Source organism: Mesobacillus sp. MER 48 (assembly GCF_023714225.1).
Classification (GTDB): Bacteria; Bacillota; Bacilli; order Bacillales; family Cytobacillaceae; genus Mesobacillus; species Mesobacillus oceanisediminis_A.
On the sequence record NZ_JAMAUR010000004.1, the window covers coordinates 251,049 to 263,950 of the forward strand.

14 protein-coding genes are annotated in these 12,902 nt (G+C 44.9%); 9 read left to right on the forward strand and 5 right to left on the reverse strand.

What is annotated here, in order from left to right:
- Positions 1 to 13: 13 nt before the first annotated feature.
- Entirely contained in the window at positions 14 to 775 is a 762-nt protein-coding gene (locus M3593_RS16040; RefSeq protein WP_144475129.1) for an RQC-minor-1 family DNA-binding protein, read from the reverse strand.
- Positions 776 to 936: 161 nt separating this feature from the next.
- Between M3593_RS16040 and M3593_RS16045 the strand changes: the two genes are divergently transcribed.
- Both M3593_RS16045 and M3593_RS16050 read left to right on the forward strand, forming a co-directional pair.
- The gene (locus M3593_RS16045; protein ID WP_251543914.1) at positions 937 to 1,413 is read left to right on the forward strand and encodes an ArsR/SmtB family transcription factor; all 477 of its coding nucleotides are present in this window, start codon (positions 937 to 939) and stop codon (positions 1,411 to 1,413) included.
- Entirely contained in the window at positions 1,414 to 2,682 is a 1,269-nt protein-coding gene (locus M3593_RS16050) for an MFS transporter (RefSeq protein ID WP_144475128.1), read from the forward strand.
- Positions 2,683 to 2,725: 43 nt separating this feature from the next.
- Here the strand turns inward: M3593_RS16050 and rluF are convergent, their stop codons facing one another.
- On the reverse strand, positions 2,726 to 3,439 hold the full coding sequence (gene rluF / locus M3593_RS16055; protein ID WP_251544012.1) for a 23S rRNA pseudouridine(2604) synthase RluF: 714 nt from the start codon (positions 3,437 to 3,439) through the stop codon (positions 2,726 to 2,728).
- A 181-nt stretch (positions 3,440 to 3,620) separates the two neighbouring features.
- Here rluF and M3593_RS16060 point away from each other — a divergent pair, with 181 nt between their 5' ends.
- From M3593_RS16060 to buk, 7 genes are all read left to right on the forward strand, one after another.
- Positions 3,621 to 4,925, forward strand: a complete 1,305-nt coding sequence (locus tag M3593_RS16060; RefSeq protein WP_144475127.1) for a DUF2254 domain-containing protein — start codon at positions 3,621 to 3,623, stop codon at positions 4,923 to 4,925.
- 133 nt (positions 4,926 to 5,058) lie between these two features.
- Positions 5,059 to 5,511, forward strand: coding sequence for a DUF1259 domain-containing protein (locus M3593_RS16065; protein WP_251544009.1), 453 nt, complete (start codon positions 5,059 to 5,061; stop codon positions 5,509 to 5,511).
- Positions 5,512 to 5,638: 127 nt separating this feature from the next.
- Positions 5,639 to 6,763 (forward strand): NADH-dependent flavin oxidoreductase, encoded by a 1,125-nt coding sequence (locus M3593_RS16070; RefSeq protein ID WP_251543912.1) that lies wholly within the window; start codon positions 5,639 to 5,641, stop codon positions 6,761 to 6,763.
- Positions 6,753 to 6,977 (forward strand): hypothetical protein, encoded by a 225-nt coding sequence (locus tag M3593_RS16075; protein ID WP_251543910.1) that lies wholly within the window; start codon positions 6,753 to 6,755, stop codon positions 6,975 to 6,977. Before M3593_RS16070 ends, M3593_RS16075 begins: the two co-directional genes overlap by 11 nt.
- Positions 6,978 to 7,080: 103 nt before the next feature.
- Complete coding sequence (locus M3593_RS16080; RefSeq protein ID WP_251544007.1) at positions 7,081 to 8,157, forward strand: Glu/Leu/Phe/Val family dehydrogenase; 1,077 nt, start codon at positions 7,081 to 7,083, stop codon at positions 8,155 to 8,157.
- A gap of 18 nt (positions 8,158 to 8,175) precedes the next feature.
- Positions 8,176 to 9,096: a phosphate acyltransferase gene (locus M3593_RS16085; protein ID WP_251543908.1), complete on the forward strand. Its 921-nt coding sequence runs from the start codon at positions 8,176 to 8,178 to the stop codon at positions 9,094 to 9,096.
- A 17-nt stretch (positions 9,097 to 9,113) separates the two neighbouring features.
- A complete protein-coding gene (buk, locus tag M3593_RS16090) occupies positions 9,114 to 10,172 on the forward strand; it encodes a butyrate kinase (RefSeq protein WP_251543905.1) in 1,059 nt (352 codons plus the stop codon).
- A 49-nt stretch (positions 10,173 to 10,221) separates the two neighbouring features.
- On the opposite strand, the gene M3593_RS16095 is transcribed toward buk, so the two are convergent.
- Genes M3593_RS16095 through M3593_RS16105 form a run of 3 tightly spaced genes read right to left on the reverse strand, consistent with a single transcriptional unit; the run spans position 10,222 to position 12,815 of the window.
- Positions 10,222 to 11,145: a ketopantoate reductase family protein gene (locus M3593_RS16095; protein WP_251543904.1), complete on the reverse strand. Its 924-nt coding sequence runs from the start codon at positions 11,143 to 11,145 to the stop codon at positions 10,222 to 10,224.
- Between the two features lie 60 nt (positions 11,146 to 11,205).
- The gene (locus M3593_RS16100; protein WP_186326652.1) at positions 11,206 to 11,361 is read right to left on the reverse strand and encodes a hypothetical protein; all 156 of its coding nucleotides are present in this window, start codon (positions 11,359 to 11,361) and stop codon (positions 11,206 to 11,208) included.
- Between the two features lie 2 nt (positions 11,362 to 11,363).
- Positions 11,364 to 12,815 carry a carbon starvation CstA family protein gene (locus M3593_RS16105; protein WP_144475121.1) on the reverse strand — a complete coding sequence of 484 codons (1,452 nt, stop codon included), beginning with the start codon at positions 12,813 to 12,815 and terminating at the stop codon, positions 11,364 to 11,366.
- Positions 12,816 to 12,902: the final 87 nt, after the last annotated feature.

Consider the following 12,902-nt stretch of genomic DNA (forward strand, 5'->3'; position numbering starts at 1 on the left):
CAGGTGCCTTGATTCAATCAATAACTCTTGCCACATCATTGCCGCAGTTTTTGCATTTTCCTTCGAGTATAACTGTATTGTTGAAATCCTTGATCACATATTTCTCGATTTGAACAGGACCCCGGCAATTTCCGCAAAAAACATTCCTGACAAGCATCTGCCGGCTTTCCTGAGGGATAGCCAGCCATTTTTTATTGGCTGAAAAAGAGAGTGTCCCGTTTGTTGGCTGTGGACTGCTGGCATCTCCTTTAACCAGTCCCTGGATCACCTCCTGGATTCTTTCAGGTACCGGTTTATAGGTCTCCAGCTCCAGCCATTCAATCAGAATTTCGATCAATTCCTTGTCCTTTCTCTCCAAAATGAGATCGAGTAGGTCCATCTTCAGTTCTGGATCCTGATTGAGGATGACCTGAACATACTCATATTTTCCGTACTCAGCAGCGAGGGCAAGATCCGTATAAAGAACTTCCGTAAGTTCATCCTTAATAAGGCCCCAGCCTTTGTCTGTGTAAATAAGAAGGGAGAGCTTTTCATCAGCTGAAAGGTAGCCGTTTGACATCACCCATTCTACCTTTTCCATGATCTGCTTTTGTTTTATGTCTGCAAAGGCTCCGTAAAAAGTCGAGAGATGGAGGTCTGCTGTATAGATCCTTCTATCTTTTGATCCTGCGAGGATCTTGCCCAGCAGGCCTTTCCCTCCGTACATAATAATTTCGTTTGCAGCGAGCAAAATAATCTTCAGTTCGTCCTGGCTTACCGGGTTTGTCGTATTCATGACTATAAATAGCTCCTAACTTATAAAACGTTGATATAAGTTATTACAACACACATAAGGAATCCACGCCAGTACGCATCATTCTAATTATTTATTGCATTCTAAAATTTTAGAACGTAAAATAAAGTTAGAACATATGAATATTATGGAAGGTGAATCGAATGGATTATATTAAGAAAACGATGGATGTGAATTTAGAACAGCAAAAATTAATCTCGAGTCCGTTACGAGTTAAAATCATTTATTTGCTTGCGACGAAGGCAATGACGGCAAAGCAGGTTGCCGATGAACTTGGTAAAACTGCAGGCAGTATACATTACCATATCCAGCAGCTATACAATGGCGGCATTTTAGAACTGGAAGAGACGAAAGAAAACAGAGGGATCATAGAGAAATACTACCGGTCAAAAGCAACCCATTTCAACCTGAACGACGATCAAGGCCAGCCGGAAACTGAAAAGGTTGTAAGACAAGGGACATATATCTCTTTAACGGAGGAAGACATGAAGGAGCTTCAGGCTGATATCGATCAATTATTTTTAAAATACGTGAAAAAATCAGCAAAGAAAAGTGAGCAGAATAAAATTTCGTATGAAATCAATATCTCTTTAAAAAGGACGCTTGAGGAGGAGAATTAATTGGAAGGTGCAATCAAGAAAAATCTTGTGCTATTTCTGATCGGGAAGGTGACCTCTGTGCTTGGATCATCAATCTATGCTTTTGCCATTGGATTGTATATCCTTGCTGAAACAGGTTCCAGCCTCAATTTTGCTGTCACGCTCGTGCTCAGCATGCTGCCGCGAATCCTGCTCGCCCCGGTTGCGGGTACATTAAGCGACCGCATGGACCGAAAGAAAATCATCATTTTCTCGAACTTTGCGAGTTCTTTCTGGCTTGCCATCATATTGATGTCCTTCCTGTTTTTCAGTCAGGAAATTTGGATTTTATATGTGGCAACCACTGGATTGAGCATCATCAGCACCTTTTATTCCATAGCCGTTACTTCTTCGATCTACAACATGGTGGGACCTGACCACCTGCAGAAAGCAATGTCTCTGAACCAGGCAGCCATTTCCCTTTCTGCTATTTTGGGACCGGTCCTTGGCGGAGTATTCTTTGGCATCATCCAAATTCACCTCTTCATGGCATTGAATATACTTACCTATCTCATCGCAGCTTTCGCTAGCATCCTCATAGAATACAATCTATTTTCAAAGAAAACACAGGATAAAAAAACAACCCGCATGGCAGAAGACCTGAAACAGGGGATTTCTTATATTAAAGCCCAGCCGTTTCTGCTCCACCTGGTGATCCTGAGTGTTTGGCTGAATTTTTGGTTCGCCATCTTTCCGGTGGCCATGCCGTATTTGGTTTTAACAGTCAGAGGAATGTCATCGGTCCAACTTGGCTTCATTGAAGGTGCATTTTCAGTCGGGATGATGATCATGGCGCTCATCCTGTCGGGACGAAAAGAAATCAGAAAAAAGGAATTCTCCATCATAGGAGGCATGCTTATTTTATCAGCTGTATTGATACTGATTGGTCTTCCGGCAGTTCCGGGCTTCGTGGGACTGTCAAATCCATTGATCTTCGGATATCTTGTAAGCATGGTCCTTGTCCTGTCCGCGTCGATTATGTTCATCAATACGCCAGTAAGCGTCCTTCTGCAAAAGAACACACCAGACGAGTACCGCGGGAGGGTCATGGCCCTTCTGGAAACTGGTTCAAGCGCGATGACTCCTGCAGGATTTATCCTGTTTGGGTTCCTGCTAGAAAAATTGCCCGTATGGCTGCTGCTGGCCGTGTGTGGATTCAGCCTGTTTGCAGTGGTCTTTTACCTTTACCGTGAAAAAATGTTCCTCAAGCTTCTGAGGGAAGAAGACAAGGCAGGTACAGCATCTATTTAATAACAGCCGATAAAAAAAGGATGAGCGATATGAGCTCATCCTTTTACCATTGCTTTGGTTCGTAATTCAAATCGCTGAAAAGCTGCTGTTTCTCCTTTTTGGTCAAGTCGCGCCATTGCCCGATCTGCAGGCTGCCGAGATGGATATTCATGATCCGGATGCGCTGGAGTCTGAGGACTTCGTAGCCAAGAGTTTCACACATGCGGCGAATCTGCCTGTTCAATCCTTGTGTAAGGATGATATTGAATTCGTATTTCGAAAGCTGGACGACCTTTGCAGGCAATGTTTTCGTCCCAAGAATCCTGACGCCTTCAGACATCGCCTTGATAAATTCGGGAGTGATTGGCTTGTCCACGGATACGATATACTCTTTCTCATGCTTGTTCTCAGCCCTGAGAATTTCATTGACGATATCTCCGTCGTTCGTGAGCAGGATCAGGCCTTCTGAATCCTTATCAAGCCGCCCGATGTTAAAAATCCTTAGCGGATGATTGACAAGATCGATGATATTCCCCTTTACTTGTTTTTCCGTCGTACTTGTGATGCCGACTGGTTTATTCAAGGCAATATAAACATAGTTCTGCGACATCCTGATTTCTTCGCCATTGAGCTTGATGACATCGCCAGGCTCAACCTGGCTGCCGATTTTTGCAACCTTGCCGTTGATTGTCACGCGTCCTTCCTCAATGAGGCGGTCAGCGCCGCGTCTTGACGTTTTTCCTGATTCGCTGATGAATTTATTGATACGCAGGTTAATCCCACCCTTAAATATTTGAAGTATACAATTAAGAATATGCCACTGTGTGTTTAATTTCAAGCCTTGTCTAGCCCTGGCATTTTAAATATGTTACTACCTAACTGTAAAGGTAATTGATTAAACACGACTTAATTGGTCTAAATAAGTAAGGAAGAAGTCGGCAGCTAAGGAGTTGGAGAGTTTGTTGAGAAAAATGGCTTTAAGGATAAGGGAAAGTATGTGGCTGAGACCAGTCATTTATAGTGTGCTCGCATTTCTGCTCGCATTGATTGTGATCTATGTTGACCACAACGGACTGTCTCAGGAAGTTGTTCCATCATTCATGCTTACTAGTGTCGACCTTGCCCAAACGATTTTGGGTACGCTTTCCGGGGCACTTTTAACGATGACGACGATTACGTTTTCAACAATCATGGTTGTATTGACTACATACTCATCACAATTTTCTCCGCGAACGCTGAATAATTTCGTTGAGGATCCGTTGACAATGCGGGTACTTGGAATCTTCATGGGAGGATTTGTGTACTCGGTCCTATCTTTGCTCTTCATGAGTGAAAACTGGTATGAAAGTGAAGTAATTTCCGCATCGATTGGAGTGGTAATCGCATTTATCTGCCTTGGTGTTTTCGCCTATTTCATTCATAATGTGGCTACGTCCATCCAGGTAAGTACACTGATCCGTGAAATCACCGAGGGAAGTATGAAGGTCATCAAAAGGCAGGAAGAGATTTTAGAAAGCAAGTTTACGAACGTGATTGATGACAGGAAAGATGCGAATTTCACCTATGAATGCGTCAGGGATGTAAAGTGCAGGGGATATGGCTATGTACAGCTGACAGACTATAACGGGCTTTTGAAATATGCATCCCAGCATAAGATCGGGGTTGAGGCAAATTTTTTGAATGGGGATTTTCTTACCGATGACAGTATTGCGTTCCGGGTCCATCATAGTGGTGAACTGGATGAGGATATAAATGGAGTGCTGAATCAGTACTTGAAGCTTGGGAAGGAACGTTCATCGATTCAGGACCCGGAATTCGCCCTGCAGAAAATTGTCGAGGTGGCATTAAGGGCTATATCACCTGCGGTCAATGACCCTAATACAGCAAGAGTCTGTATCTCGTATCTGGGAATGGCGTTGTCCCATCTATGCCGGATTCGTTCGAATGGCCGTTATATCGCCTATTATGACGAAGAGATGCAGCCAAGAATCATTGGGAAACAAAAAAGGACGATGGACATCTTATATTTATCCTTTTATCAAATCATCCATTATGGCAGCGAGGATTTTTCAATTCTAATAGCTCTGATCGAAGCTTATCTGTTAATCGGAAGATCAGCTGATGATTCATTGAAGAAAAGCATCTGGGAGCTTTATATTTACAATATGGAAAAATTCAATAAAGACGAACTCAAGGGATTGGACCAACTTTATTTGAATGAGAAGAAACAAGAACTTTCAACTGTATTGGGTATAGCGCTTTAGGATGGAAGCAGGCTTTTTCAAATGGAACAGCAAGAATTTCTGTTGCGGCAGTGTGTCTTTTTATAAAAGGCCAGGAATAACGAAGCTTTAAACAGGGATGCTAATGAAAAAAGGAGTGCCTGAAGTGAATAGAATGACGATGGCAGCCGTGTTGGTTTTTTCATTATTTTTACCCGCTGCAGCACAAGCCCAGGGAAGTGCAGAATGTGAAAAGCTGAAAAAAGTTTTCAATACAGACGTTGAAACAGTAGATGGCGTTTGCAAGGTGGAAATCATCCGTAAAAATATTAAAAAAGCGACGTTTATGGATAAAAAATTGTCTATGGAAATGATGGAACTTGCCTTCCATTTCAGTTTTGAAAATGTTGATGGGCAAACAGCCGTGATGGGAGAACTTGCTTTGCTCCAGGATGAAGTAAACCCGGTTCTCGATGAATTGACAAATGGCAAGCTTGAAATCTCAGCTTTGCACAACCATATGCTCTTTGAGAAACCGAGAATCATGTATCTTCATTTTCAGGGAATGGGCGATATGGACCAGCAGGCGGCGGCCATCAAGGCAGCAATCGAAAAAACAAGCAGGTAATAGATGACAGCGGAAAAGTAATTTTCCGCTGTTTTTTTTCGGGAAGATACAAATAATAACTAGGATGTTTAGCAATTAGCATATTAGGTAAAATCTTTCGTATATCGAAAAAGGAGGTACATAATACATGGATGAAAATTATAAACCGTTATTCGATTCGTTTTTATTTCCAAATGGAGTCAGCTTGAAGAATAGACTTGTCATGGCGCCGATGACAAATTTCTCATCCAATGATGATGGAACCGTGACAGACGCAGAGGTAAAGTATTATGCCCGCCGCTCAAAGGGAGTCAGCATGGTAGTGACGGCATGTACATACGTGACCAGGGATGGGAAAGGCTTCAAAGGTGAGTTTGGCGCAGATACAGATGAGATGATTCCAAGTCTGCGCAAGCTGGCTTCAGCCATAAAGGCGGAAGGCGCAAAAGCGGTTCTGCAAATATTCCATGGAGGCCGCGAATGTCCGCCAGAACTTGTTCCGGATGGAGACATCGTCAGCGCAAGTGCCGTTCAAACAGAGCGGAACAGTGCGAAAGCACCGCGTGAATTGACAGGAAATGAAATTGAGAAGATCATATCTGCTTTTGGTGAGACAACTCGCCGCGCCATTCAGGCAGGCTTTGATGGAGTCGAAATCCATGGAGCCAATGGCTATCTGATCCAGCAATTCTTTTCCCCTCATTCAAACAGGCGCGAAGATCAATGGGGTGGCTCACTGGAAAAAAGGATGGCCTTTCCGCTGGCGGTTATTGATGAGGTGATAAAAGTAACAGCTGAGCATGCCAGGGAACCGTTCATCGTCGGATACAGATTCTCGCCGGAAGAGCCGGAGGAGCCTGGTATCACAATGGCAGACACCCTTGAGTTGATCGATGCACTCGCAGCAAAAAATCTCGATTACCTGCACGTATCATTGAATGATTTCTGGTCCAAACCGAGGAGAGGTGTGGATGATGACCGTTCACGGATGGAAATCATTCACGAACGAGTCAGTAATAAAGTACCTGTCATTGGTGTGGGATCACTATACAGTGCTGAGGATGTGATTAAGGCATTCGAAACAGGAGTACCGCTGCTCGCGCTTGGCCGTGAACTGATCATTGATCCGGATTGGGTAGAAAAGGTCGAAACCGGCCGTGAAAATGAAATTGAAATGAAGCTTGATACAGGTGCGCAGTCACGCCTCGTCGTACCGGATCCATTATGGCAGGCAATCGTCAATACACCAGGCTGGTTTCCAGGTGTACAATAATAAATTGCTCAAAAAAGAACCAAAGCTGCTGTGCTTTGGTTCTTTTTTGAGTGAATTTTGTTTGATTGGCGGAGTTCACAATTTTATTGGCGATGTTCACAACTTTATTGGCGAACTGGAAGTTCCCAATGATTTTTTCCAGTTGCTTTGCCATAAAAGTGTAAGATATATCACCGTTGGCGGCAGCGAAACTCTTTATAATGTATCAGTGTAAGGGCTTACATATTAATGATCTGGATACATTCAGCATATAGGCACAGCTTTGCCAGGTCCGATTACGGGAGGGGATGTTTGTGTTGCTAACGGAAGAACAGAAAATGGTGCTCGATCTTTTTGAAGAAATGAAGGAACACGGCCATGAACAGGTGATTTTCAATTATGACAAAGCCACCGGTCTGAAATCGATTGTGGCGATCCACGATACAACTCTTGGTCCTGCACTGGGCGGCTGCCGGATGTGGGATTATGAGTCGACCGATGAAGCACTGCGGGATGTATTGCGCCTTTCCAAAGGGATGACCTATAAATGCGGAGTTTCAGGAGTGACATACGGGGGCGGAAAGGCTGTCATCATCGGCGATCCCAAGTCTGAAAAATCGGATGAACTTTTCCAGGCTTTTGGCTCTTTTATCGAAACATTGAAAGGGCGCTTTTACACAGGGACAGATGTAGGAACTGTCGGCATAGATTTCGTGTCCGCAGCAAAGCAAACCTCCTATCTGGTCGGGCTGCCGGAAGAATATGGAGGCAGCGGCAACTCTGCAATCATCACGGCCTATGGAGTGTGGAAGGCTATTAAAGCGACAGCAAAAGAGATATTCGGTACGGATTCACTGACGGGACGCAAAATTGCTGTCCAGGGGCTTGGCAAAGTTGGTCGCTTCCTGGTGGGACATCTTCATGATGAAGGAGCAAACCTGGTCGTCACAGATATTTTTGAAGAAAATGTTAATGAAGTTCTAGAACAATATCCGGATATTGAGACAGTTGAACCTTTGGACATATACACCGTAGAATGCGATATTTTTTCACCGAATGCTCTTGGCGCTGTAATCAATGACATAACGGTTCCAAAACTGAAATGCCTGGCGGTGGCCGGTGCTGCCAACAATGTTCTGGCAGAAGAACGCCACGGCGACATGCTGCATCAGAAAGGAATCCTTTACGCACCTGACTATGTCGCCAATGCAGGCGGGCTGATCCAGGTAGCGGATGAATTGCATGAGTACAGCAAGGAACGGGCATTCAAGAATGCAAACATGATCTATGACATCCTCGGAAAAATCTACAAAATCGCCAAAAATCACGATATACCAACGTATAAAGCTGCAAATATATTAGTAGAAGATAAGATTGAAAAAATCAGCAGGATCCAGAGCAAGTACAGAGGATAAGCAACAAGGGGTGAGAAGATGCGCTATCGAAACTTTATGGAGGTCATCACAGAAGCACAAACAAGGCCGCCGATAAAAATGAGCATCGCGGCTGCCCATGACCTTGATGTGCTCGTCGCTGTAAAGGCGGCTTTCGAGCTGGGAATCATTGAACCATATCTCGTCGGGGATCCGCAAAGAATCTTTGAGCTGGCAAATGAACTGGGTTTTTCAATAGAGGAATTTCCGGTCTATCCTGCCTATACAGAGAAGGAGAATGCCCACATCGCTGCCAAGCTGGCAAGTGATGGACATGTTCAGGCAATCATGAAAGGATTTGTTAACAGCACGCCATTTTTAAAAGGGGTGCTGGATAAGGACCTTTATTTAAAAACAGGCCGCGTGATCAGCCATCTTTCCGTATTCGATATCCCGGGAAGTGAACAGCTTATTTGCATGACAGATGGCGGCATCAATATAGCACCGGATTTTCAGGGGAAAAAGCAGATCATCCTGAATGCAGTCGAGTTTCTCATTGGGATTGGAGTGGACCAGCCGCGGGTTGCGATTCTGGCAGCAAATGAACGTGTCAGCGAGAAAATGCCTGTAACTGTCGAAGCAGACGAACTGGCTATCCAGATAAAAAAGGAATCCGGCCAGCCGCTGTTGATCGAAGGTCCGCTTCCATTAGACCTGGCGATCAGCAGGGAATCGCTTTTACACAAAGGGCTTGACAGCGAACTTGGCGGGATGGCAGACTTGCTGATTGTCCCAACCATTGAGGCGGGCAATTTCCTTGGCAAAGCCATAACGTATTTCGCCAGAGGAACGATGGCAGGAATCGTACTTGGAGCCAGGGTGCCATTGATTTTGAACTCACGGTCAGATTCAGCTGAGGCAAAATTAGCCTCCATTGCCCTTGCTGTCGTTTCTGCTTCAAACTCAACGGTCAGCGTATGAAGGATAGGTGAAGATCAATGAATATTTTAGCAATTAACCCCGGATCGACCTCTACGAAACTGGCTGTTTATGAACATGACAACTTGCTGTTTGAAGAGAATATTCGGCATGATGATGCTGAACTCATGAAGCTGGCGGATCTGACGGCACAGCTTCCGTATCGGCTTGATGCGATTATGAGAGTACTGGGAAAACGTGATTTCAAACTTTCCTCACTGGATGCTGTCGTTGGCCGGGGAGGAATGCTGAAGCCGATGAGCAGCGGGACCTATTTAATAGATGTTAACCTGCTGGAAGATGCGCGTTCCGGTATATATGGCAATCATGCATCCAACCTCGGGTCCATCATCGCTGCTGAAATAGCAGAACAATATCAGCTGCCCGCTTTTATTGTCGATCCTGTCGGAGTAGATGAATTGATCGATGAAGCGAGGATTTCCGGTTTAGCGGATATTGAGAGGAAGAGCCATGCCCATGCGCTCAACATCAAGGCGGTGTCCCGTAAGATTGCAGCTGAGACTGGGAAGAAATTAGCTGAAACAAGTTTTGTTGTCGCGCATCTCGGCGGAGGCATTTCGGTTGCGGCGTTAAAGGGCGGCAGGATGATCGATGTGAACAATGCCGATAACGAGGGTCCATTCTCTCCAGAGAGGGCAGGCGGACTGCCGGCAAAGCAGCTTGTCCAGCTTTGTTTTTCAGGGAAATACAGTGAAAAGGAATTGCTCCAGAGGATGACAAAGAAGGGCGGGATTTATTCCTATCTGGGTACAAAAAGTGTCATTGAAGTTGAGCAACGTGTTCAGTCTGGGGACCCTGAAGCATCTCTTATATTGAAGGCAATGGTTCATCAGATAGGCAAAGAAATCGGGGCAATGGCAACCGTTCTGGATGGAAAGGTAGACGGCATCATTCTTACGGGGGGTATCTCCCAATCAGAAATGATCACAGATTGGATCCGCGAGAAAGTGAGTTTCATAGGAGAAGTATTTGTCATCCCTGGTGAAGCAGAAATGGAAGCTCTGGCATTGGGTGCCTTAAGAGTGCTGACAGGGCATGAAAAAGCAAAAATATATTAGCAAAAAAGCCTGAATCTATGAAGTTAACCTCATAGATTCAGGCTTTTTTTCAAGAGGAGAGCAAACTATCGTAAATATCAACATTCGCATAAACAGCAGACAGAGTAGGTGCGTCTATCCTAAGCTCGGCTGCCTTCTTCAGCAAATAGCCAAATAGGTGGTCTCCTTCTGTCGGGAGTGATTTTTCCATATCACGCTGGAGGGAGGACTTCATGCCATGGCCAATTTCGTTCAGCCTGTTCCATGTCGCATCCTTAGCCCCTTCGGAAAGCGGGGCACCGATCGCCGTCATGATCTCGACCGTCTCATGCAGCAGGCGTTTAATCGTTTCCGCTCCCTGCGTTTGATCCCGAATGGGACCGATAGGGGACCTGAAAAGTGAGGTGATGCCGCTTAGCGATGTGATGAATAAATATTTTTGCCACATTTCCTGTTCAATTTTTTCAGAAAGACGGAAGTTAGCCTTCGTGCCGTCAAAAGCAGCTTGCAGTTTTAGGATTCTTTCTGAACGCTTACCGTTCAGTTCTCCAAAAACCAAATCCTGAATCGGACTGGTTTGAATCACCTTTCCGCTTTCATCAAGGGTCGTTTCGATAAAACATAGCCCGCCAATCACCTTTTCCGGCCCGAAAGCTTCGGTTAAAGCATCAAGATGGGCTATCCCGTTCAACAAGGGAAGAATAATCGTCCTGTCGCCCACGTAAGGACGAATGCTTTCAATCGCGCCATCCAAATGATAGGACTTGGTGGAAACGAGAATGACATCATACAGCTCAGCTTGCGACTCCGCTCCAATTGTCTGCGGGTCAGGAAAATGCAGATCGCCGTGAATGCTGGAAACAACCAGTCCGTTTTCCTTGAGCTGCTTATGCCGTTTCTCACGCACAAGAAATGTTACATCCGCTCCTTTTTCCAAAAGCCTTCCGCCGAAATAACCGCCAATCGCACCGGCACCAACGATTAATATTTTCATATTTTTAACCTCCTAAATATGTAAAAGTGCACGCTTGAATTAAGCGTGCACTTTTCTTACTTAATTTGCAAGGATGGCTGCCAGCAGACCTCCTGCAGTAATAAGGACAATAATGATTTTGGCAATAAAGGGAAGCTGCTCTTTCCCTTTTTTGTTGACTTGTTCTTCCTTCTCATTGACTGTCTTGCGGTATCCAGGACTGCAGCATCCGCTCATCGTTACGCCACCTTGTTGTAGTTGGAGATGTCTTCATCAAGCGGGATGTTTTTAGCACGTGCCTTTTTAGCAGCGTTGAAGAACATGACCGTGATGACAGCTGTAACGATTAGCGCTCCAATATTGGAAACTGTCAGAGACATACCGAAACCGATTTGTGCATTAAGGATATAAGATGTGACGGCAGCTGTCATGAACATGCCAGGAATCATTGCGATCCAGTAGTTCTTCTTGGCGATGAACAGGTACATGGCACCAACCCACAGCGCGATGACCGCAGTTGACTGGTTTGCCCAGGAGAAATATCTCCATAAAATTGTGAAATCTACTTTTGTCAGTGCGAAAGAGATAACGAATAACGGAACAGCGATCCAAAGACGGCTAGTGAATTTCTTTTGAGAAAAATTAAAGTAGTCAGCAATGATCATACGTGCGCTTCGGAATGCAGTATCACCAGAAGTGATTGGCAGTACGATGACACCTAGTACAGCAAGTGTTCCGCCGATTGCACCAAGCATCAAAGTTGAAGCTTCGCTTACGATTGCAGCTGGTCCGCCGTTTGCCAGCATATCGTTCAGGCCATTGTAGCCATCGAACAAGCTCATTGCAGCAGCAGCCCAGATCATCGCGATCACACCTTCAGCGATCATCATGCCGTAGAAAATCTTGCGTCCTTGTTTTTCATTTTGTGTAGTTCGTGAAATGATTGGTGTTTGTGTTGCATGGAAACCTGACAGCGCTCCGCAAGAGATTGTTAAGAACAACAGCGGGAAAATCGCTGCATTATCAGGATGGAAATTCGTTAATGATAATTCAGGAATCGGTGCACCTGTAATCACCAGCATTGCGCCTACTCCAACCGCACTGATCAAAAGCAATGCACCGAAGATTGGATACAAGCGGCCAATGATTTTATCTACAGGAAGCAAAGTCGCTAAAATATAGTAAACAAAAATTGCTGCAACGATGATACCCATTGTTACTTTTCCGTCCATCAAAGTATGAAGCAGACCAGCCGGAGCAGTGACGAACACGGTACCAACCAAAAGCAAAAGAAGGACCGCGAAAGCGTTGACAACGTGTTTCATGACCTTACCAAGGAATTTCCCTGCAAGTTCAGGAAGGTGGGCACCTCGGTTGCGGATGGAAATCATCCCTGTGAGGTAGTCATGGACAGCACCGGCGAAAATAGCGCCAAGAACGATCCATAGGAAAGCGACCGGTCCATATAAAGCACCCATGATCGGTCCGAAAATCGGTCCGACACCAGCGATGTTGAGCAGCTGGATCAGTGAGTTCTTTGATGTCGACATTGGCACATAGTCAACGTCATCCTTATGTGTATAAGCCGGAGTGGAACGACCCTCGTTCACGCCGAAAACCTTTTCTACAAACTTTCCATAAGTAAAATAACCAACGATTAAAAGTGCAATACCAGCTAGAAAGGTATACATAGGAAACCTCCTTGAGTTTTAATGTATGCGTTTGCAATCATTATAAAAGAAAACGATTACATGTGGCGGTTTTGTGAACAAGATGCA

Excerpts from the sequence above, each read along its gene's own strand:
- M3593_RS16040 (WP_144475129.1), bottom strand. The coding sequence starts at position 775 with ATGAATACGACAAACCCGGTAAGCCAGGACGAACTGAAGATTATTTTG.
- M3593_RS16045 (WP_251543914.1), top strand. The coding sequence starts at position 937 with ATGGATTATATTAAGAAAACGATGGATGTGAATTTAGAACAGCAAAAA.
- M3593_RS16065 (WP_251544009.1), top strand. The coding sequence starts at position 5,059 with ATGACGATGGCAGCCGTGTTGGTTTTTTCATTATTTTTACCCGCTGCA.
- M3593_RS16070 (WP_251543912.1), top strand. The coding sequence starts at position 5,639 with ATGGATGAAAATTATAAACCGTTATTCGATTCGTTTTTATTTCCAAAT.
- M3593_RS16080 (WP_251544007.1), top strand. The coding sequence starts at position 7,081 with ATGGTGCTCGATCTTTTTGAAGAAATGAAGGAACACGGCCATGAACAG.
- M3593_RS16085 (WP_251543908.1), top strand. The coding sequence starts at position 8,176 with ATGCGCTATCGAAACTTTATGGAGGTCATCACAGAAGCACAAACAAGG.
- buk (WP_251543905.1), top strand. The coding sequence starts at position 9,114 with ATGAATATTTTAGCAATTAACCCCGGATCGACCTCTACGAAACTGGCT.
- M3593_RS16095 (WP_251543904.1), bottom strand. The coding sequence starts at position 11,145 with ATGAAAATATTAATCGTTGGTGCCGGTGCGATTGGCGGTTATTTCGGC.
- M3593_RS16100 (WP_186326652.1), bottom strand. The coding sequence starts at position 11,361 with ATGAGCGGATGCTGCAGTCCTGGATACCGCAAGACAGTCAATGAGAAG.
- M3593_RS16105 (WP_144475121.1), bottom strand. The coding sequence starts at position 12,815 with ATGTATACCTTTCTAGCTGGTATTGCACTTTTAATCGTTGGTTATTTT.